This window comes from Xanthobacter sp. 91, assembly GCF_000702385.1.
Classification (GTDB): Bacteria; Pseudomonadota; Alphaproteobacteria; order Rhizobiales; family Xanthobacteraceae; genus Xanthobacter; species Xanthobacter aminoxidans.
This window is the reverse complement of sequence record NZ_JNIB01000001.1, coordinates 377579-398143: the sequence shown is the minus strand read 5'-3', so window position 1 is coordinate 398143 and position 20565 is coordinate 377579. Positions and strand designations below refer to the sequence as shown.

Annotated in this window: 19 protein-coding genes; 6 read left to right on the top strand and 13 right to left on the bottom strand. The window is 68.2% G+C overall.

Translation table 11 applies throughout. The features are described 5' to 3' along the window. Positions 1-224: 224 nt before the first annotated feature. The 4 genes from A37E_RS27595 to A37E_RS0102050 form a co-directional block, all read right to left on the bottom strand. On the bottom strand, positions 225-749 hold the full coding sequence (locus A37E_RS27595) for a glycine cleavage T C-terminal barrel domain-containing protein (protein WP_348550894.1): 525 nt from the start codon (positions 747-749) through the stop codon (positions 225-227). Further along, positions 677-2518, bottom strand: coding sequence for a DUF1989 domain-containing protein (locus A37E_RS25070; protein WP_348550870.1), 1842 nt, complete (start codon positions 2516-2518; stop codon positions 677-679). The genes A37E_RS27595 and A37E_RS25070 overlap by 73 nt, the downstream gene beginning before the upstream one ends. After that, positions 2519-3031, bottom strand: a complete 513-nt coding sequence (locus A37E_RS0102055) for a flavin reductase family protein (RefSeq protein WP_029555105.1) — start codon at positions 3029-3031, stop codon at positions 2519-2521. 126 nt (positions 3032-3157) lie between these two features. Beyond that, positions 3158-4561: an acyl-CoA dehydrogenase family protein gene (locus A37E_RS0102050; RefSeq protein ID WP_029555104.1), complete on the bottom strand. Its 1404-nt coding sequence runs from the start codon at positions 4559-4561 to the stop codon at positions 3158-3160. A 400-nt stretch (positions 4562-4961) separates the two neighbouring features. Between A37E_RS0102050 and A37E_RS0102045 the strand changes: the two genes are divergently transcribed. Next, complete coding sequence (locus tag A37E_RS0102045; protein ID WP_029555103.1) at positions 4962-6092, top strand: aminomethyltransferase family protein; 1131 nt, start codon at positions 4962-4964, stop codon at positions 6090-6092. A gap of 81 nt (positions 6093-6173) precedes the next feature. On the opposite strand, the gene A37E_RS0102040 is transcribed toward A37E_RS0102045, so the two are convergent. Next, on the bottom strand, positions 6174-7139 hold the full coding sequence (locus A37E_RS0102040) for a ring-cleaving dioxygenase (RefSeq protein ID WP_029555102.1): 966 nt from the start codon (positions 7137-7139) through the stop codon (positions 6174-6176). 308 nt (positions 7140-7447) lie between these two features. On the opposite strand from A37E_RS0102040, the gene A37E_RS0102035 reads away from it, so the two are divergent. The 3 genes from A37E_RS0102035 to queD all read left to right on the top strand — a co-directional run bounded on the left by A37E_RS0102035 (position 7448) and on the right by queD (position 9721). Next, the gene (locus A37E_RS0102035) at positions 7448-8608 is read left to right on the top strand and encodes an alpha/beta hydrolase (RefSeq protein WP_197022912.1); all 1161 of its coding nucleotides are present in this window, start codon (positions 7448-7450) and stop codon (positions 8606-8608) included. A gap of 85 nt (positions 8609-8693) precedes the next feature. Further along, positions 8694-9329 carry a 7-carboxy-7-deazaguanine synthase gene (gene queE, locus A37E_RS0102030; protein WP_029555100.1) on the top strand — a complete coding sequence of 212 codons (636 nt, stop codon included), beginning with the start codon at positions 8694-8696 and terminating at the stop codon, positions 9327-9329. Positions 9330-9364: 35 nt separating this feature from the next. Beyond that, the gene (gene queD / locus A37E_RS0102025; protein WP_029555099.1) at positions 9365-9721 is read left to right on the top strand and encodes a 6-carboxytetrahydropterin synthase QueD; all 357 of its coding nucleotides are present in this window, start codon (positions 9365-9367) and stop codon (positions 9719-9721) included. 7 nt (positions 9722-9728) lie between these two features. Here the strand turns inward: queD and A37E_RS0102020 are convergent, their stop codons facing one another. The 6 genes from A37E_RS0102020 to A37E_RS0101995 form a co-directional block, all read right to left on the bottom strand. Beyond that, the gene (locus tag A37E_RS0102020; protein ID WP_081837404.1) at positions 9729-10289 is read right to left on the bottom strand and encodes an NADPH-dependent FMN reductase; all 561 of its coding nucleotides are present in this window, start codon (positions 10287-10289) and stop codon (positions 9729-9731) included. 94 nt (positions 10290-10383) lie between these two features. Next, positions 10384-11529 (bottom strand): DUF1513 domain-containing protein, encoded by a 1146-nt coding sequence (locus A37E_RS0102015; protein WP_245279246.1) that lies wholly within the window; start codon positions 11527-11529, stop codon positions 10384-10386. Between the two features lie 4 nt (positions 11530-11533). Continuing rightward, complete coding sequence (locus A37E_RS0102010) at positions 11534-12625, bottom strand: imelysin family protein (protein ID WP_029555096.1); 1092 nt, start codon at positions 12623-12625, stop codon at positions 11534-11536. A gap of 48 nt (positions 12626-12673) precedes the next feature. Next, complete coding sequence (locus A37E_RS0102005; protein WP_029555095.1) at positions 12674-13921, bottom strand: di-heme oxidoredictase family protein; 1248 nt, start codon at positions 13919-13921, stop codon at positions 12674-12676. A 2-nt stretch (positions 13922-13923) separates the two neighbouring features. Then, a complete protein-coding gene (locus A37E_RS0102000; protein ID WP_156026213.1) occupies positions 13924-15321 on the bottom strand; it encodes a multicopper oxidase family protein in 1398 nt (465 codons plus the stop codon). A gap of 113 nt (positions 15322-15434) precedes the next feature. Continuing rightward, on the bottom strand, positions 15435-16709 hold the full coding sequence (locus A37E_RS0101995; RefSeq protein WP_029555093.1) for an imelysin family protein: 1275 nt from the start codon (positions 16707-16709) through the stop codon (positions 15435-15437). A gap of 514 nt (positions 16710-17223) precedes the next feature. On the opposite strand from A37E_RS0101995, the gene A37E_RS0101990 reads away from it, so the two are divergent. After that, complete coding sequence (locus tag A37E_RS0101990; protein WP_029555092.1) at positions 17224-18090, top strand: FTR1 family protein; 867 nt, start codon at positions 17224-17226, stop codon at positions 18088-18090. 132 nt (positions 18091-18222) lie between these two features. Continuing rightward, on the top strand, positions 18223-18699 hold the full coding sequence (locus A37E_RS0101980) for a winged helix-turn-helix domain-containing protein (protein WP_051678720.1): 477 nt from the start codon (positions 18223-18225) through the stop codon (positions 18697-18699). On the opposite strand, the gene modC is transcribed toward A37E_RS0101980, so the two are convergent. Together modC and modB are read right to left on the bottom strand one after the other, a co-directional pair. Further along, positions 18593-19807 (bottom strand): molybdenum ABC transporter ATP-binding protein, encoded by a 1215-nt coding sequence (modC, locus tag A37E_RS0101975; RefSeq protein ID WP_081837403.1) that lies wholly within the window; start codon positions 19805-19807, stop codon positions 18593-18595. The genes A37E_RS0101980 and modC overlap by 107 nt on opposite strands. Next, entirely contained in the window at positions 19804-20496 is a 693-nt protein-coding gene (modB, locus tag A37E_RS0101970) for a molybdate ABC transporter permease subunit (RefSeq protein ID WP_029555089.1), read from the bottom strand. Before modB ends, modC begins: the two co-directional genes overlap by 4 nt. Positions 20497-20565: the final 69 nt, after the last annotated feature.

Here is a 20565-nt window from a genome sequence, read left to right as displayed (position 1 = left end):
TTTTTCCCCTCGAATTATGAGGGGAGTTTCCGGAGAAGAAACTTTTTTGTCAATGTATAAATTGGCCGACTGGACGGTAAAAGCGGCTCAATTTGCACGCATCTCCCGCCCAATGCATGAGCATTCTGTCGTTAGGGAAAGAAACGCCTTCGGCCCCGCGGCGCAACGCGCGGGGCCGGGCTGTTTCTACAAGGACCAAGGTGTCATCGTAGGGCGATGACAGGTCAGGCTCTCACCCTCGTCTTCTGCGGGTCGAAATGGGGGAAGGGCACGATCTCAGCGCCGATGCGCTTCCTGTGTCCGTCCAGCTTGCCGATCTCGATGCCCGTGCCGGTCGCGGCATGGGCGACATCGATGCGGGCAAGGGCGATCTGGGCTTTCAGGATGGGCGAGCGGGTGGCGCTCGTGATGACGCCCACCTGCGCCCGGCCGACATAAAGCGGGTCGCCGTGGCCCACCGCGTCGTTGCCCTCGATCACGAGGCCCACGAGCTTCCGCGCCGGGTTCGCCTTGCGCCGCGCCAGCGCCGCCTTCCCCACGAAATCCTCGTCCTTCTCCGCCACGGCGAAGCCGATGCCGGCCTCAAAGGGGTCGGTCTGGTCGCAGAAGTCGTAGCCGGCGAAGACCAGCCCCGCCTCGATGCGCAGCATGTCCAGCGCGGAGAGGCCGAGCGGCTTCATGCCCTTCGGCGCGCCGGCCGCCCACACCGCATCAAACAGCGCCTTGCCGTCCTTGGGATGGCACCAGATCTCGAAGCCCAGTTCGCCCGTATAGCCCGTGCGCGAGACGACCAGCGCCGGCCCGGTCGGCCCCCGAGGCGCGCGACCGCGAAGCGGAACCACTTCAGCTCGGTGATGGCGGGCTGGGTGGCCCCGGTCCAGATCACCTCGGCGAGAATCTTCCGCGACAGCGGCCCCTGCACGGCGATGTTGTGCAACTGGTCCGTGGACGAGCGCACATGCACGTTGAGGCCCCACTCCGCCGCCTTGGTTCGCAGCCAGGTGCCGGTGAATTCCTCGCCGCACACCACCCGGAAATTGGTCGGCGACAGGCGGAACACGGTGGCATCGTCGATCATGCCGCCGTGGTCGTAGCACAGGGCGGTATAGACCACCTGGCCGACGGCCAGCTTGCGCATGTCGCGCGTCACCGTGCGCTGGAGCAGGATCTCGGCGTCCGGCCCCGTCACCTCGAATTTGCGCAGGGGAGACAGGTCCATCACTGCCGCTTTCTCGCGGCAGGCCCAGTATTCGGCAATCGGCCCCTCGCCGGTGAAGCAGGTGGGCAGCCAGAAGCCGCGATACTCCACGACGTTGCGCGTGTGGGCGGCAAGGCTCTGGTGGAAGGCGCTCTCGCGCGTCAGGCGCGGCTCGGCGTCGGCACTCATGCGGAACGCGATCCCCTTGGAGAAGTTTTCGGCGCCGTCATAGACGCGCACATGGATGTCGGTGGGCTCCCAGCCATTGGCGGGGTCGATGTCGTCGGCGCAGGAGGAGGTGGCGCACACGAGGTCGGTGAGCGCCCGCAGCAGCACATAGTCGCCCGGCCGCGACCACGGCTCGTCCATGGTGATCGCGTTGGTGTGGTCCACGGCCGTATTGTAGAAGAAATTGATGGCCGGCCAGCCAGCGCGCTCGCGGATGCCCAAAGGCGCGAGCACGGCGTTGAAATTGTCCGTGCAGTTGGCGTGGCCGGGATAGCCCATGTCCTCGTAATATTTCGCCGAGCAGGCGAGGGCGAAGGTGTCGTGGCGGCCCACCGTGTCGCGGATCACCTCCACCAGCGGGAGCTGGCGCTCGTCATAATATCTGGAATGGAGCCCCGGCCCCGGATAGGCGGCGCCCATGAGGGTGCGGGTGGTGGTGGCGTCGAGGCCGAACTCCTCGCCCGTCTCCAGCGCGGCGGCGTCGAAGGCGAGGAAGTCCGCGCACTGGCGGCCATCCACGTCGATGATCTGGATGTAGTCGCCGGCCTTCACCGTATAGGCGCGGGCCTCGGCCGCGGGCACGCGCACATCGAGCTTCGGCGGCGCGAGCGGGGAGGGGAGGGGACGGCCGCGGCCCCGGGCGCGGGTCACAGTCACGATGAGGTCGGTGGGTGCGTCCTGCGCATCCGGCGACATGGGGCCACCGGGGGCGGCGACCACCACGAGCACATCGGCCTGCGCGACGATCTCCGCCGTCGCGCCCGCGCCGCCATCTCGCGACAGCAATGCCCGTCCCGCCAGCGATGCCGGCGCGCAGCTGTTTTCCGCCAGCAGCCGGGCGACCTCTGCGCTGCCCTCTCCCCCCTGGTCCATCAACGCCGGCAGCGTCTCCACGCTGGCGGCCTCCCAATCCTCCACCGCATCTCCATCGGTGACGAAGACCAGCGCCGGCTGGAGCCCTTCCGGGTCCAGCACGGTCAGCCGGTCCCCGGCGCCGAGCGTGAGGGCGGCCATACCGCCGCCGCGCACCACCACCCGCTCTCGGGCGGCGGTGGTCGGGGAAGGACCGGGCGGAAGCAGGGAGGCGTCCATTCACCCCTCTTGAGCGATGGAGGCGAGCAGTCGGTAGCTGCCGCGGTAATAGAGCAGCGGATCGCCCTCGCCCTCGGCGTGCAGATGCACCACGCGGCCGACGAAGATCACATGATCGCCGCCGTCGTAATGGGCATAGGGCACGCATTCGAAGGTGGCGTGGGCGGGCACGAGGCGCGGCGCACCGGAGGGACCGACCTCCCAGGGCGTGGCGGAGAACTTGTCCTCGCCGGCACGGGCGAAGCGGTTGGAGATGTCCTGCTGGCTCTCCATGAGGATGTTGACCGAATAGGCCTTGGCCTTCTCCAGCCGCGCCAGCGAGTGCAGCGAGCGGGCCATGGAGAAGAGAATCAGCGGCGGGTCCAGCGAGACGGAGGAGAAGGAATTCACCGTCACGCCGATGGGGCCGTCCTCGTCCTGCGCCATCACCACGGCGATGCCGGTGGCGAAGCGGCCGAGGGCGTTGCGCAGTTCGCGCGGATCAAAACGGGCGTCGAGATCAATGGTCGTCATGGCAAGGTACTTCCTGAAATGCGACAGCCCGTCCATGATAATCCCCTTCGATGGCGGGCGCGCGGGCCTTCGCCCCTCTCCTGAGCGACGGAGAGGGACGAAGGCTCCGCGTGGTGGCGTCCCGCGTTACGCCACCTTGGCCGGCTGAAGCTCGGCCAGCAGCTTTTCGGCGAAGGCGCGCTTCTCCGCCTCGTCCATCTTCTTGATCTCGTTGTTGAGCACGCGCTCGTTGATCGACTTGTTCCAGTAGTCCAGCGAGCCGAAGCCCAGCAGCGCGGCCTTGCCCACGAACTGGCGCAGCACCTCGTTGGTGGGGCCCATCACCCAGCCGGCCTTGCCGTCGCGCAGATAGCGCTCGATCTGGAGCGCTGGGCGGAAGCCCGTGCCGCCGGTGGCGTGGAGCATCTTGTCCACCACGTGGGCGACGTTCTTGGCCGCCTCGAACTTCACCTGCCACAGCCAGTGGAGCAGGGAGGACCGAGGCAGGGCATCGATGTCCTTGTGGATCGACCAGTCGCAGTTGTTGGTCACCGAATCCAGCGCCTGCGCCATCTGGTAGTCGAAGGCGCGGCAGGAATTGGTGTCCATGATCGCCTCGCCCACATAGTCCTGGATGGTGGGGTAGTCGGCGACGCGCATGCCCACGTCATTGTGGGTCTTGCGGGTGGTGTGGCGCTTGGCGATGTCGATGACCGCCAGCGAGATGCCGTTCCAGCAGGCCGACGAGCAGGTGAGGAAGAAGGGGTCCACCACCTCGTCGTTGGACTTGGCGCCGTCGCCGATGGGGCCGACGAGGGCCTCCTTCGGCAGCACCGCATTCTCCACCACGATGGGGCCGGACTGGTTGCCGCGCAGGCCGAGGCCGTCCCACTCGGAGGGGTTGGCCTTCACCTCGTCCTTGGTGACGAGGAAGCAGGAGAGGTCGGAATAATCGCCGGAGAAGCCGGGGCTGGTGGTCTGCACGATGTACCAGTCGGCGAAGCCGCCGGAGGTGGTCCAGGAGGCCTTCTTGGTCACCTTCCAGCCCTCGCCATGGGCTTCGGCCTTGGAGGAGATGGGATACCAGAAGTGCGAGCCGGTCTCGGGATCGGAATAGGAGAGCGTGCCGATGAGCACGTCCTTGTCCAGCCGCTTCAGGATGTCGGTGAGCAGCGGGTTGTCGTGGTGCCGCAGCAGCGCGGCGGCCACGGCGCCGAGGTGCATGGTGTAGCACATGGCGGTGGAGGGGCAGCCGTAGCGGGCGATGGTCTCGACGACCATGGCGGCGCAGACATGGTTCTGGCCGAGGCCGCCCAGGTCCTTCGGCACGTTCAGCGAGAGCAGGCCGAGGGTGGCCAGCGCCTCGAAATTCTTGCGGGGGTAGATGTAGTTGGCATCGCTCTCCACGGCGTTCGCGCGCAGCGTGGTCTCGCACAAGGCGATGAGCTTTGCCTGCAGATCCTTCTGCTCGGCGCTCAGCAGCCACTGGGGGTCCCACTCGAAGCCGAGCCCCCAGAACTCTTCCTTGCCCCACATCTTCGTCTCGGACATGTCTCAAGCTCCGCCCGGGCCGGCGCGCGGGCAGTCCCCGCGGCCGTCCCTGCCATTTGCGATCACGCTGTGGCGCGCCTGTTCCCCTCAGTGAACTTTTTTGACGCGGTAGAAACGAGAGTGCCACGGGCCAATTTTGGTGCAAGCCCATTAGTTGGGCGTTTGAGGCCCGCAGGATGACCACGATCTGGGCGACGCATGGGTCCACCTCGCTTTCCTTTGCCGCCTTTCGCGCCATGCTACCAAAGAAATTTCTTCTGAGGAAAAGTAATTGACAGGAGCGTTGGCCCGCCATCAGGATGCGGTCGTCGCGGCGCGCATGGCTGGCCTTGAGGCCGCCTGAGCCGCCCGCCTTAACGACGGGCCCGGCTACGGGCCGGCATCCTTCAAGAGAGGGCACATGACCAGCGCGACCATTCTGCGCCAATCGATCCTCAACGACCGTCACCGGGAACTCGGCTCCAAGCTCGAGGAATCCTGGAACGACATGGCGATCCCCCAGCACTACGCGACCGATCCCTATATGGAGACGGAGACGGTGCGCACCCGCGCCGGCCTGTTCGATGTGTCCGCGCTGAAGATCATCGACCTCTCGGGGCCGGACTCCCTCGCCTTCCTCAACAAGCTGCTCACTGCCGATATTTCCAAGATCCCGGCCGGCCGCTCCATGATCTCCTCCATCGTCGATGACGAAGGCGGGCTCATCGACGACGTGCTCGTCTATGTGGACGGCGACGGCAAGTTCCGGCTCTCCCACGGTGGCGGCGCGCTGGAAGAGGCGCTGCCGGTGGTGGCGCAGGGCTTCGATGTCACCTTCTCCCGTGACAACGACGTCCACATCCTCTCCCTGCAGGGCCCCCTCGCCCTCGACATCCTCTCCCCCCACACGCCAATGGTGCTGAAGGACCTGCCCTATTTCGGGCATGGCAAGACCACCCTGTTCGGCATCCCGGTGTCGGTGGCGCGCGGCGGCTACTCGGCCGAGCGCGGCTATGAAGTCTTCTGCGCGGCGAAGGATGCGGTGTTCCTCTGGGACAAGATCCTCGAGGTCGGAAAGCCGTTCGGCGCCATGGCCGTGTCGTGGGATTGCCTCGACATCGTGCGGGTGGAAGGCTCCCTGCTGTTCTTCCCCTTCGACATGCCGCACAAGGACACCACGCCCTTCGAGGTGCTGATGGACTGGTCGGTGGACCTCTCCAAGCCGGACTTCCGCGGCAAGGCCGCTCTCGTCGCCCGCAAGGGCACCGAGCGCACCCATCAGGCCGGGCTCGAGGTGCTGGCGGCGAAGGCGATCACGCCCGGCGCGAAGATATTCAAGGATGGCGCCGAGGTGGGCGTGGTGAATTCCACCACCTACAGCCGCCACCTCATGAAGTCGCTGGCGCTGGTCTCGCTGCGGCCCGACGTCACCGCGCTCGGCACCGCGCTCACCGTGGTGGACGGGGACGAGAGCTTCGAGGCCAACGTGGTGCGCACCCCCTTCTACGATCCCATGCGGCTGCGCACGCACCCGCTGGAAGAGCGGGCCTGACGCCCGCCTGAGACGCAAACAAAAGGCCGGCCGGACGGGATCTCCCCGTCCGGCCGGCCTTTTTTGCGTTTGGAGCTGCCCTCAGAGCGGCTTGAGCCCGGCCTCGATGGCGCTGCGGCGGCCTTCCAGGAAGGGCGGCAGGGCGAGGCGTTCGCCCAGATGGGCGGCATCCTCGTCGGCCGCAAATCCCGGACCGTCGGTGGCCAGTTCGAACAGCACGCCGTTGGGCTCGCGGAAATAGAGCGAGCGGAAGTAGAAGCGATCCACCATGCCGCTGTTGGGAATGCGCAGCTCCTTCAGCCGCCGCGCCCATTCCTCGTACTGGTCGAAGGTGGTGACGCGGAAAGCCACATGGTGCACCGCGCCCGCGCCCTGCCCCGCGGGGGACAGGCCCGGCTCCACCTTCACATGCACTTCCGCGGCTGGGCCTCCCGCGCCCATCTCGAACACATGGATGGCGCGGCCGTCCTCGGCGGCATAGGTGCGCACCTCCTTCATGCCCATCACGTGGAGAAGCACGGCGGCGGTGGGCGCAAGGTCCGGCACCGAGATCAGGATCGGCCCGAGGCCACGGATCTGGTGCGCCTCCGGCACCGGGCTCTTCGCCCAGGGCACGCCCGGCCCCTTGCCGTCATCCACGATCAAGGCGAGGCGCTGGCCTTCGCGGTCCTCGAACGGAAGCTGGTGGCGGTCGTCGCGGGTCTCGATGCCGGCATGGGCGACGCCCGCGTCGGTGAGGCGCGCGGCCCAGTATTCCAGCGCCGCCTCGTCCCGCACCCGCAGCGAGGTGCGCACGGCCGCATGGGTGCCCCGGTGCTCGCGCGGCACCGGCCAGTCGAAGAAGGTGAGGTCGGTGCCGGGGTTGGCTTCCCCATCCGCATAGAAGAGGTGATAGGCGGACACGTCGTCCTGATTCACCGTCTTCTTCACGAGGCGCATGCCGAGCGTCTGGGTGTAGAAGCGATGGTTGTAGGGCGCGTCGGCCGTGATGGCCGTGACGTGGTGAAGTCCGGTGAGCGGCCCGGTGGTCTCGGTGGTGTTCTGCATGGTGTCCTCCTCCGGCGTGCGGAGCCTCGTATCTGTCTGGCGCCAGAGATAGGCGGACAGCCGCTCCGGTACGAGAACCACGGGCGCAATCTGGGCTTGCCAATTTGCAAGTCGATTGGATGGAATAGGGCTCGGTCGCCTCTCTCATGCAATTTGTGGTAACCGGGAGCGTGGCCGCGATGGCACCATTTCACCGGTGTTCAGCATTTCCCGAGATCGCCGTTCATCCGCCTCATTGTTTGTGCCAAGAAAGTCCTCCATGCGGGGGGCATGCACTTGCGAGCGGCAGATTTCGGGGGATGTGGCGCATGACGCAGCGCAATCTGGTTCTGCGCCTCGTGGCGGCTGCGACGGTGGTGATGCTCGTCGCCGGCTGCTCCGACCGCCCCGGTATCGATGCGCTCATCCCGGTCTCCGCTCCGCTGGCTGAGGGCGCGCGCGAGCAGGTGATCCTCGTCGCCTCCACCCGCGAGCGCGATCCGCGGCCCGGCGTCTTCTTCAACGGCGAGCGCTCCGCCCAGCTCAATTTCGCGAAGATCGACCTCTCGGTTCCGCCCACGCACAAGCCGGGTGAGATCGAGTGGCCCAAGAACGGCCTCGGCAATCCCGCCACCGACATGGTGGTGCGGGAGGCCGTCTATCGCGACACCGAAAGCGAGTTCCTGCGCGACCTGAAGAGCGAGCTGGCCCGCCGGCCGGCCGGCAAGCGCAAGGTCTTCATCTTCGTGCATGGCTACAACACCATGTTCTCCGAGGCGCTCTACCGCCTCGCGCAGATGGCGACGGATTCCGATGCGTCGGCCGTTCCTGTCCTCTTCACCTGGGCCTCGCGGGCGACCACGGAGGGCTATGTCTATGACAACAACAGCGCCACCGCCGCCCGCGACCAGCTGGAGGAAACCATCCGCCTCGCCTTCGGCAGCGGCGCGGAACAGGTGAGCATCCTCGCCCATTCCATGGGCAACTGGCTGACGGTGGAGGCCCTCCGCCAGATCCGCATCTCCGGCAAGACCCTGCCGCTCAACAAGATCGGCGACATCATCCTCGCCGCGCCCGACATCGACGTGGACGTGTTCAAGACCCAACTCCGGCGCTTCGGCAAGCCGCCGAAGCCGTTCGTCGTCGTCGTCTCCCGAGACGACAAGGCGCTCGGCTTTTCCGACTTCCTCGCCGGCAAGAAGCCGCGGCTCGGCGAATACGCCAACGACACCGAACTCGTTGGTCTGGGCGCCGTCGTGGTGGACATGACCAACGTGGAGGCCCTCGACAGCTTCAACCACGGCAAGTTCGCGCAACTCGCGGCAATGGCGCCGCAGTTGCAGAGCGCCATTGCCGGCGCCAAGGGCACCGCAACCGCCGATACCGTGCAATTGCAGGGCGTGCGCATCACCGGCCTCGATCCGGCTCGGGCAGCACAGTCGGCCGGCCCTGCGCTGCCGGCCACCGCCCAGCCGGCTCCGGCGCAATAGGGCCAGGCCGGCGAGCCTTTCGCGGATGTGCCATGCCCGGCCGGCGCTTCCCTCGCGGGCGCGTTCGGTCTAAAGGCGTCGCCTCATGGCCTATTCAGTCAAGGAAATGTTCCTCACCCTGCAGGGGGAGGGGGCGCAGGCGGGGCGTGCTGCCGTCTTCTGCCGGTTCGCGGGGTGCAACCTGTGGTCCGGGCGGGAGGAGGATCGCGCCGCCGCCCAATGCCGTTTCTGCGACACGGATTTCGTCGGCATGGATGGCGAGGGCGGTGGCCGCTTTGCCGATGCCGCGGCCCTTGCCGAGGCCATCGCCGCCGTCTGGGGACAGGCCGGCGCCGAGCGCCGCTTCGTCGTCTTCACCGGTGGGGAGCCGCTGCTTCAGCTCGACCCCGCCGCCATCGCGGCGGTGCATGCGCGGGGCTTCGAGATCGCGGTGGAGACCAACGGAACGGTTGCCGCGCCGGAGGGGCTCGACTGGATCTGCGTCAGCCCCAAGGCCGGAACCGAGCTGAAGCAGCGCGCGGGTCACGAGCTGAAGCTCGTCTTCCCACAGGCCGGGCTCGATCCCGCCGAGGTTGCGGGCCTCCCCTTCGCCAATTTCTTCCTCCAGCCCATGGACGGGCCGGATCGCCGCGCGAACACCGATGCGGCGGTGGCTTATTGCCTCGCCAATCCGCGCTGGCGCCTGTCCGTCCAGACCCACAAGATGATCGGAATTCCATGACCACCCCTGACACCCCGGCGGCGCTGCCCGGCCGCGTGCGGATCACCCAGGGCTTCACCTTCGAGGCCGCGCACTTTCTGCCCAACGTGCCGGAAACCCACCGCTGCCGGCGCGTGCACGGCCATTCCTATCGCGTGGACCTCGCGCTGGAGGGGCCGGTGGACCCTGTGACCGGCTTCGTGGTGGACTTCTTCGACGTGGAGAACGCCTTCGGCCCGCTGCTGAAGCAGCTGGACCATTATTGCCTCAACGACGTCGAAGGACTGGAGAACCCCACCGCCGAGATCATCGCGGCGTGGATCTGGACGCGGATGAAGCCGCTCCTGCCCACGCTCGCGTCCGTGCGGGTCTACGAGACGCCCATGTCCTACGCGGAATATTCGGAGGGCTGAGCGGGCCTCAGCCTGCGGCATCCCCCGCCTGCGCCTTCTTCACGAAGGTCGCGAAGGCGGCAAGCTGCTTCTTCACGAAGTCCAGCGTGCCCTGGTCCGTGACGATGCCGTCGGCGATCTTGGTGTGGGCCTGGGCGACCATCACCTCCGGCACGTTCATGACGTGGGCGTTGAGCGCCACCAGCACCTGCCGCAGGTGATATTGCGCGCGCCCGCCGCCCATGGTGCTGGGCGAGGCGGACATGATGAGGGTGGGCTTGCCGGCGAGCGGCTGCGGCTTCAGGCGCGAGAGCCAGTCGATCGCATTCTTGAGGCCGCCCGGAACCGAGTAATTGTATTCCGGCGTGACGATCACCAGCGCATCCGCCGCCGCGACCTTGGCGCCCATGGCCGTCACCGGGGCCGGGAAGCCTTCCGCCTCGATGTCCCCGTCATAGATGGGGAATTCCGCGACGGAGGGCAGAATCGTGAGCGTCGTCCCCTCCGGCGCGATGCCGGCCAGTGCGCGGGCGAGCGCGGCATTGAGGGACCCCTTGCGAACGCTGCCGACAAGCACGACCCAGTTCATCGCCATTCTCCCGCTGCCCGCCATGGGCTCGCCGGGGATAATGGCGCAAAACCGGGAAGGTTGCGTGAGCCCAGGTGAAAACCACCGGTGAAAATCAGCCGATCCGCACCATGTGGTTGTCGTAGCGCGGCCCGCCGGTGCGCCGCGCGGTGATGGCGACGCCCTCGGGCGCGGCCTTCACCACGATCACTTCCCCATAGCCGGACGCGGCCACGAACATCCCCGCCTCCGCACCGGCCGCGAGGCCGCAGCCATCGGTGAGGGGCACTGCGCCGATATAGCGGCCGTCCGCCTGCCACACGGCGACCTGGTTTCCGCGCGGGGTGGCGCAGGCGACGAAGCGGCCGGACGGGTCATAGGCGACCGAGCCCACATATCCCCGCAGCGCCCGCCACGCCTCGTCCGGCGCGTCGAAGGGGGTGAGCGCGCCATCGGCGGCGATGCGGAAGAGGAGGGGGCGGGCCTCGCCGTCCTTCAAGAGGTCCTGCGCCGCCACCACGGTGCCGCCATTGCCGTCGCGGGCGAGGTGGCGGAGCGACAGGCTGGCGAGGTCGGCGGAGAGCTTGCCTTCGCCGCGCACGGCGCCGGTTGTGGGATCGACGAGGGTGACGCCGGAGCCCGTCACCTCCGCGTCGCGCGCCTCCGGCGTGTTGGGCTCGATGCCGCCATTGGCGATGACGAGGGCGGCGCCCGAGCGCATGAGATCATGCGGGCCGTCGCCGCCGCTCGGCCATTCATCATGGATGGCAAAGCCGCCATCGACCGCGCGCACGGCGACAACGCCCCGGCCCATGGCGCGAACGCCGTCCGCGGGATGCTCGATCTCGTTGGTCAGAAGCAGCCGGCCGTCCGCCGTGAAGCGGCCATGGCCGGAAAAGACGCGGCCTTCGCCCGGCCCGAAGCGTGCGACCACGCCGCCCTTGCGGCGGTCGAACACGAGGGCGATGCGCCCCGGCCGCCGCCCCACCGCCACCGCGAGCGGGCCGACGGGGCTCGCCTCGATGCCATGCAGCCGGGCGTCGGAGGGGGCCTCCGGTGTGGCCGCGAAGCTGGTGTCGAGGCCGACTGCGGCGAACCCCTCGCCCACGCCCGCCGTCGCCAGCCAGCCCTCGTCCAATTCGGCGGCACGCGGGCCGCCCGGCAGGGCCGCAGCGGCGAGGAGCGCGGCGCCGCCGAGCAGCAGGCCGCGCCGGCCGATGAGCGGGGCGTGGTCGAGGCGGGCGCGCATGTCCGTCGCCATGGCCTCAGTCGCCATCGAGGGCGTTGAAGCCCAGCGAGATGCCGAAATAGGACGCGATGGGCTTGTAGACAGCGAGCTGCGCCGCCTTGAAGGTCTTGATGGTCGCGTGGATGCCCTGCGCGCCCGATGCGGTGGCAGCAGCGGCGCCGATATCGGCGGGCAGCTTGTCGGCGGCGGCATCGGCGGCGGTGGCGGCCTTGTTGACCACGAATTGCGGCCGGCTCGGCATCTGCGTGCCCACGGCGACGAGGAGGGCGTCGGCGCTGTGGATCATGTTCGCGGCGACGCGGCCGGAGCGGCCGGAGCGCCAGCTGTCGGCGACCGTCGGCTTGGCGTCCGCAGGGCTGGCGCCCAGCACGGGCAGCAGCTTGGTGTCGGTCACGCGCTGGTAGGCGCCGGACAGGTCGGTGAGGATCATGCCGGGCAGGGCGCCCACATCCGGGAACAGGGCGGGATCGCCCTTGCCGGAGACGATGGCGCCCAGCGCGCCGGAGGACTTGTCGCCCCACGCGGTGCGGATTTCGCCGGTGATGGTGGCGAGATTGTTGGCGATGGCGGTGCCGAGCGCGCAGCGCCGTGCCGCCTCGGGGCCTGCGACCAGCGCCTCGGCTGCGCCTTCCTCATAGAGCAGCCGCTCCAGCGCCGGCAGGCCCTGCACCGCCGCGCTCGACTGCATGAAGCGCTCGGGCGCGAGGCGGGCGGGATCGCTGTCGGCGATAATCTCGGACAGCCCGCGGCTGATGCCGTTGCGCCGGTCCGGGAAGAAGGAGATGCGGTCGGCCCGGAGCGACAGTGTGATGGGGCCGAAGGTGACGAACTCCACCGCGTTCCACGCATCCGCGGCCTTGCCATAGGCCTCCTTGAGCGGGGCCATGCCGGCCGCCGAGGGGGCGGGGCAGAAGGCGGCCCAGGCCTTCGCCTGCGCGGCGGTGGCGGCGGCAAGCGCATCGTAGCGCGGCAAAAGCCAGCCCTCGATGAGCGGCACGGGATCGAGCTTCGGATCGGCCGCAACGGCGGGGCCTGTCCCAAAAGCGAGCATGGCGGCGAGGGCCGCGCCAGCAAGGCGGAAGGAAGAACGGTGCGTGGCTTCAATCATGACGTCGATCCGCAATATCAGGCCCACACCGGCAGCGGCCGGCAAAAATCACAGGGAAGAAACGTACCGCACCAGCGCCGCCCTGTCCTTGGGCGGAAGCGCGCCGAAGCGCCGCTGGGCCGTCGCCGCCTCGCCGCCGTGCCAGGCAATCGCCTCCTCCACCGTGCGCGCGCGGCCATCGTGCAGCAGGCCGGTGTTGGCGGCGAGCGCATCGGAGAGGCCGGCGAGGGGCGCGGTGCGCCAATGCGAGGCGCCCACACCGGGCTCCGGCATGGTGTCGCCGAGGTCCGGGCCCATCTCGTGCAGCAGCAGATCGGTGTACATGCGGGCCGCGCCGCCGTCGGCAGTGGGCAAGGACGGCCGGTGGCACTGGGCGCAGCCGGTTGAGGCGAACAGCGCAGCGCCACGCTTGGCCTCGGCCTTGGGCAGGTCTTCCGGCTCGGGCTGGGGCAAAGAGGCGACATAGGCGACCACCCGGTCGAGCACCGCCGAGCCGATTTCCAGTGCGTCGTCCGCATCCCCGGAGGTGGCATTGGCATTGCCGTGGAGGGCCTGCCGGCAGGCGGTCTGGGTGGGCGTGCAATCGCCCCACGGCTCGGGGTGGAAGCGGTTGGAGAGGCCGAGATCGAGGAAGAAGGCTTCCGCCGACTGGCCGGCGAGGGTCGGCTGCGAGGCCTTCCAGCCGAAGCGGCCGATGGCTGTGCTGCCGTCGGCCTGCGTCACACGCCGCGCCATGCCCTTCACGCCGTCTTTGCCCTTCGCCTGCTCGCGCTCCACCGCGAGGATGGCGGCATCGGGCACAGCGGCGAGCGCCCCGCGGCCCTTGAGGTCCGGCCCGACGCGGAGAGACAGGCCGCTCGCGGGATCGAGCGGGCCATAGCCCAGCGCCTCGGGGTGGGGCTTGCGGGCGATGCGGCCGTCCGGCAGCGGCGTGTCGGTGACGCCGATCATCCCCTCGCTGGGAATGCCCGGCACCGCATCGATCTGGAACCGGCGGCCATAGACGGGATCACCGCTGCCGTCCGGCCGTCCGATCATCAGCACGAAGCCGCGCTCCGCCGTGCCCTTCTCCAGACGCGCGGGGGCGCGGCGGTCGGCGGGATGGCAGGTGGCGCAGGAGCGGGCATCGAACAGCGGGCCGAGGCCGTCGTCGCCCCGGGTCGAGGCGGGGGCAGGCACCCAGGGGCGCTTGAACAGGGCCTTGCCGATGGCGAGGTCCAGCTTGTCCAGGGTCTCGGCAGTGGCCGGCGTCGCGGAGAGGGCAGCGAGCAGCGCGAGGAAAAGACGCACGCGCATCCTCACACCACCCTGATCCAGCCCATGAGACCGGAATCCATGTGCTCCAGGATGTGGCAGTGGAACACCCAGTCGCCGCTGGTGGCGCGGAAGGCGATCTCCACCGTCTCGTTGGGCTCGGTCATGACCGTATCTGCGAGATAGGGCGGGATGTCCTTCTTCTTGGAGGAGGACAGCACGCGGAAGACGTGCCCATGCAGATGCATGGGGTGGACGTGCTTGGTGACGTTGGTGATGGAGACGACGTAGCTCGCCCCGTCCTTCAGCGTCGCCAGCGGCGGCGGCAGGCGCAGGTCCGCGCCGGCGCCCCAGGAATTGCGGTTGATGGCCCAGAAGGTCTTGCTGCCGACGCAGGCGGAGGCAATCAGCGCCTTGGCCAGCGGATCGTCCGGCGGCAGGGGATCGCCGCTCACGATGGGGCCGGCGGCGGTCTGCACGAGATAATCGATGCGGCTGGCGCGCTTCACGTCCGGCAGCGGCACCTTGGCGGGGGGCAGAGCCTTGGGGCGGAAGGCGGTTTTCTTGCGGCCCGGCTTGCTCCCGGGAGCGTCCACGCCGACCAGCGTGGTGAGCAGATAGGGCTCGGCGGTGCGATAGTCGTAGACCTTCACCTCCTCGCCGGGGCCGGGCATGCGCACATGCACGTCGATCCGCATGGCCGGGCCCATGCGCCAGATCTCGTTCGGCAGCTTGGAGAAGGGGAGGGGCGTCAGCGCCTGACCGTCGATGGCGATGATGGCCGCGTCTTCCGTCTCGCAGCCGAAATCGATGGTGCGCGTGGAATCGGCGACGATCACCCTGAGCCGCACGTCCCCATAGGCCGGCGCCTCGACGCGGGGCGGCACGATGGAGCCGTTGGTGGCGCGCACCGTGCCGAAGGTGCCGGCGGTGGAGGCGCCCTCATCGGTAAACATCTCCAGCCAGCGGCCGTCCTTTTCGTCGAGCCGCCAGTCCTTCACCACGATGAAATGCTCGGCATCGAAGCCGAGCTTCGCCTCGGCCGGATCGTCCACCACGAGCAGGCCGACGAGGCCACGGCCCACCTGGCCCGTCTCGTCGCAATGGGGATGGAAGAAGTAGAAGCCCGGATCGGGCAAGGGCACGTTGTAGGTGAACGTGCTGCCCGCCGGGATCGGCGCCTGGGTGATGGGCGAGACGCCATCCGAGAGATAGGGCACGCGCACGCCGTGCCAGTGGACGGTGGTGAGGTCCGGCAGGCGGTTCTCGAAATCCACCATCAGCCGCGTGCCCACCGGCGCGCGCAGGGTGAGGAAGGGCGTGCCGTTATAGGCGCAGAAGCCCTTCGTCACCGGCTTGCCCGGCCCCAGCAGCGGCATTTCCATTTCCGCCGCCGAGAGGGCGAGCCGGCGCACCGGCGCGCTCTTCGGCAGGGTGTCCACGGAGGCCGGCACGCGGCCGAGGGCGGAGGGGCGAACCCCACCGCCCCCGCAGCCGCCGCGCCGGCCAGCAGCGCCCGACGCGAGATCATCGCGTCCGTCCCATCGTCATGGTCTCACTTCTTCTTCACGTTCTTCGGGTCGTCCAGGCTCTTGGAGCCTTCCATCTTGATCTGGAGCTTGAGGGCCGAGACGCCGCGCTCGATGGCGTGGGCCTGGGCCACGAGGGCGTCCACGCCGTCCTGGATCAGCTTGGCGCCCTTGGTGTTCCCCTCTTCCAGCATCTTGTCGTAGGTGATCTCGCCGGAATCCGCCACGTCCTTCAGGGCCTTGAGGGCGGCAAGGGCGGCAGCCGACTTGGCGTCGATCTCGTCGGCGATCTTCGGGTCGGCGGCGCGGATGAGGTCGGCGACCGAGGGGCCGGTGACCTTGGAGCCGTCCGGCTTCACGAAGGTGCCGTAATAGACGTCGCGGATGCCCACTTCGTCGTAATAGTGCGCGTTCTGAGTGTTGTTGGAGAAGCAGTCGTGCGCCTCCTCCGGATCATGGAGGATGAGGCCGAGCTTCATGCGCTCGCCGGCGAGCTCGCCGTAGGAGAGAGAGCCGAGGCCGGTGAAGATGGTGGCAAGGCCGGCCTTGTCGTTCTTCTTGATGAGCGCGGCGCGGGCCTTGCCCTTGGCGCCCCACAGGCCGGTCATCTCGTCGAGATCGGCGACCAGCGTCTGGGTGGCGACCTTGAGATACTCGCCGCGACGATCGCAATTGCCGTTGGTGCAGTTCTTCAGATCATAGTCGGTGTAGGGGCGCTGGCCCTGGCTGGGCGTCGCGTTGTGGAGGTTCTGGCCCCACAGCAGGAATTCGATGGCGTGCCAGCCGGAGCCCACGTTCGCCTCGACGCCGCCGGCCGAATTCAGCTCGTGCAGCAGCTTGGGCGTGATCTTGGTGACGTCCACCGTCTTCTTGCCGATGCGGATGGACTTCGAGGCGATCACATTGGCGGTGTAGAGCGGGTTCTCGTCGGACTTCTCGCCGTAGCTCTTCTTGTCCACGTAGTCGATCAGGCCTTCGTCGAGCGGCCAGGCGTTCACATTGCCTTCCCACTCGTCGACGATCTTGTTGCCGAAGCGGAAAGCCTCGGTCTGCTGGTAGTAGACGCGGGCCGCCTTCCACGCATCGCGCGCCTTGCCCAGGCTGTCGGCGCTGGGGGCGGCGAGGAAGGCGTCGATGGCCTTCTGCATGTCCTTGGCCGTGGCGGCGGACGAGCCGTACATCACCTCGGCGAGGTCGGCGTAGTGGACAATCACATCACGCGGCTTCGGCGCATCCGCGAGCACGGGGCTCGCGAAGGCTGCGACTGACGCGATGACGGCGCCGAGAAAATGCGCGCGCATCGACCTTCTCTCCTTGAAATTCGAAAACCGGAACCGGGGCCATTGCCCCATCGCGGCGGAGAGTATGAGCCGGGCCGATGGCGGGCAAGCGCTTGAGACAATAATGGAATTGTTCCATGTCCAGAGTGCGGGGCCTCGACTTGTCTCTCCCAAGTCAAAGCGACGCACCCCTTAGTAGAAGACGTTACGTCACTCTGTATCTGTGCGTCCTTGGGCCGTTTCGTCGCGCCCGGCTGCAAACGCTGGACACGGCGGGTTCGCGGGCCGGATGCCGGCGCCCTTGAACTATAGTCTCAATGGCCGCCGAGCAGGCACGCAGCTTTTCATTTGAACAATTCCAAACCTCTGCCGTTGCGGTGACATGGCCTGCCAGCGGGTGATAAGGTTTCGTCATATTCAATTGGTTTTCGTCCCGACGGCGATCTCTCCCGAAGGGCGAAGGCCATCAGGGCAGCGTTTATGCCCGCTCGTGCGTGCCGGCAGCGGCCGTCGGGGACAAAAAGGACAGGCCGCGATGATTGCCGCGCTTCTGATCGTTTTTCGTGAAGTCCTCGAGGCCGGCATCGTCACCGGTGTGGTGCTCGCCGCCTCCGAGGGCATCCGCCATCGCGGCCTGTGGATCAGCCTCGGCATTCTCGGCGGCATCGCCGGCTCTGCGGTCCTCGCCCTCTTCGCCGATACCATCGCCTCCACCTTCGACGGCTCCGGGCAGGACATCCTGAATGCCGCCATCCTCTCCGTCGCGGTGGTCATGCTGGTGTGGACGGTCGTCTGGATGGCGAGCCATGGCAAGCACATGGTCATGGAGATGCGGGAGGTCGGCCGCGAGGTGAAGGAGGGGCGCAAGCCGCTCGCCGCGCTGGCCATCGTCGTCGGCATGGCCGTGCTGCGCGAGGGCGTGGAGATCGTGCTCTTCCTCTATGGCATCGCCAGCACGGGCGCCGATTCGCCCGGTGCGATCGTGCTCGGCGGTCTCGGCGGTCTGGCGGCGGGTGCTGCCCTCTCGCTGCTGCTCTATCGCGGCCTCGTGGCGATCCCGCTCAAGCATCTGTTCAAGGTCACGTCCGTCCTCATCACGCTTCTCGCCGCCGGCCTTGCCGCGCAGGTGGTGGGCATCCTGCAGGATTCCGGCTTCATCCAGTCGCTGGCGGAGCCGGTGTGGAATTCGAGCTGGCTGCTGGCGGACGACAGCGCGCTGGGTCGTGTGCTGCGCACGCTCATCGGCTACCGCGCCGAGCCCACGGGCATGCAGGTGATCGCCTATGTGGCGACGGTGGCGGTCATCCTCGGCCTGTCGGCCATCGTCAACGGCCGCCTCGCTTCGGCTCCGCGCCGGCAGAGCGCCGGCCGCTCGGCCGGCGGCCACGTTTCCCGCGCCTGAGTGCTCGACGCGCTTTCCGGTGCCCGCCGGCGTTTCCGCGGTCTCCGGCTTCCGGTATGCTGACGCGCGATGTTCCGGGCTCCGGGACACGCGGCGCAGGCGGAACGCCGGGCGGCATCCGAGGAGAAGCACATGAGCGGCGGAACGAGCAGCAAGGAAAGCCGCGCCAAGGCCGGACAGGGGCGTGACGGCACCCGCCTGTTCCTGCGCGTGGACTTCGCCGATGGCAGGCGCCTCGGGCCGGGCAAGATCAAGCTGCTGGAGGCGATCCGCGAGCACCACTCTATCCTGGCCGCCGCCAAGGCCATCGGCATGAGCTATCGGCGCGCCTGGCTGCTGGTGGACGAACTGGACCGCATGTTCGAGCAGCGCGTGATCGTCACCTTCCCTGGCCGCCGCGGCGCCGGCACCGAGGTCACGGCCTTCGGCGAGCGGGTGATCGCGCTCTATCGCGCCATGGAGCGGCAGGCGGCGAAGGCCACCAGCGGGGCGCTGGACGAGCTCACGTCCGCCCTTGCGGCGGATTACCACCCGAAATCAGACGCAGAGCCGGGGGATCCTGAGGCGGATTCGCCGCTGGCCGGGCCGGCCGTGAAGCAGGCGGGCTGACGATCTCCGCGCCCGGTGAGTGGAAGCCCATCGGCCGGCTATCCACCGTCACCGCCTTGATCATCGCCCAAACCTGCATGCCGGGCTCAAGGCCCAGGCGCAGCACGCTTTCCTGCGTCACCAGCGAGCTGAGGCGGCCGGCGGACAGCGCCAGTTCCACTTCGGAGAACGGGCCTTCCGCCCGGGTGATGGCGGAGATGGTGCCGGAAATCCGGTTCGTCACCGACACGTCCATGGGCCGCGACAGGGACAGGGACACGTCACGGGAGCGGATGCGCGCCCGCGCCGGCGCGCCTACCGGGCGGCCCACCAGCGGCACCCGCAATTCACCATCGGCGAACGAGACGGTGGAGAGGCCAAGGTCGGGGTCGTGCGCCGTCACCGTGCAGTCGAGGATGGTGCCGATGTCGAAGCGGCCGATCACCGGCAGCAGCTCGGGCCGCGACAGCACGTCGGCGAGGGGGCCGCAGGCGATGACCTTGCCGTCCGAAAGCGCCGCCACCGCGTCCGCGAGGCGCAGCACCTCCTCGATGGAGTGGCTGACATAGAGGATGGGCAGGTTCAGCTCGTCCCGAAGCCGCTCCAGATAAGGCAGGATCTCGCCCTTGCGCATCTCGTCCAGCGAGGCGAGGGGCTCGTCCATGAGCAGGAGGCGGGGCTGGGACAGGAGCGCGCGGCCGATGGCGATGCGCTGCTTCTCGCCGCCGGAGAGGGTGTGCGGCCGGCGCTTCAGCAGGTGGCCGACGCCCAGCATCTCCACCACGGCATCGAACTGGATGGTGCGCGGCCGCCGGGTGCGGCGCTCGCCGTAGCGCAGGTTGTTCTCGATGGTCATGTGCGGGAACAGCCGCGCGTCCTGGAACACGTAGCCGACCGCGCGCTGCTCCATGGGCAGGTTGATGCCCGCCTGCCGGTCGTAGAACACCGTGTCGCCGACGCGGATGTGCCCGCTGTCCGGCGTCAGCGAGCCGGCGACCATCTGGATGATCGTGGTCTTGCCGCAGCCGGAGCGGCCGAACAGGGCCGTCACGCCCCTCTCGGGTGCCCGGAGATCCGCCTTCAGGTGAAAGCCGGTGGAGCGGGCGAGGGAAACGTCGATCTCGATCATATCTGGCCCAGCGCAACGCGGATGCGCTTGTCCGCCATCTCCGCCAGCATGAGGGAGCCGAGGGCGAGCACCACCGAGACCACGGTGAGGCGCAGGGCCATGGCGTCGCCGTCGGGCATGTGGGTGGCGCTGTAGATGGCGAGCGGGATGGTCCGCGTCTGGCCTTCCACATTGGAGACGAAGGTGATGGTGGCGCCGAACTCGCCCAGCGCCGAGGCCAGCGAGATGAGGCAGCCGGAGAGCACGCCGGGCATCATCAGCGGCAAGGTCACGGTGAAGAAGGCATCGAGCCTGGTGGCGCCCAGGGTCCGCGCCGCGGTCTCGATGCCCTTGTCGATGCCGCCGATGGCGAGGCGGATGGCGTTGACCGTGAGCGGGAAGCTCACCACCGCCGCCGCCACGGTGGCGCCGGCGGTGGAAAAGATCAGCGAGATGCCGAACCACTCGTGGAGATACTGGCCGAGATAACCGCGATTGCCGAGGGTGATGAGCAGCAGATAGCCCACCACCACCTTGGGCAGCACGAGCGGCAAATGGACGATGCCGTCGAAGATGCCCTTGCCGGGGAATTCGAACCGGGCGAGCACCCAGCCAATGAGAATGGCCGGCGGCAGGCTGCAGAGGGTGGCCCAGAAGGCCACCTCCAGGCTCAGCCGCACGGCCGTCCATTCTTCGGGAGTGAGCAACATCTCGAACAAATCCGACTGCGAAAAGGCCTCGCCTCGCTCCAGATCAGGCTCGGTCTTTTGCCCCCAATA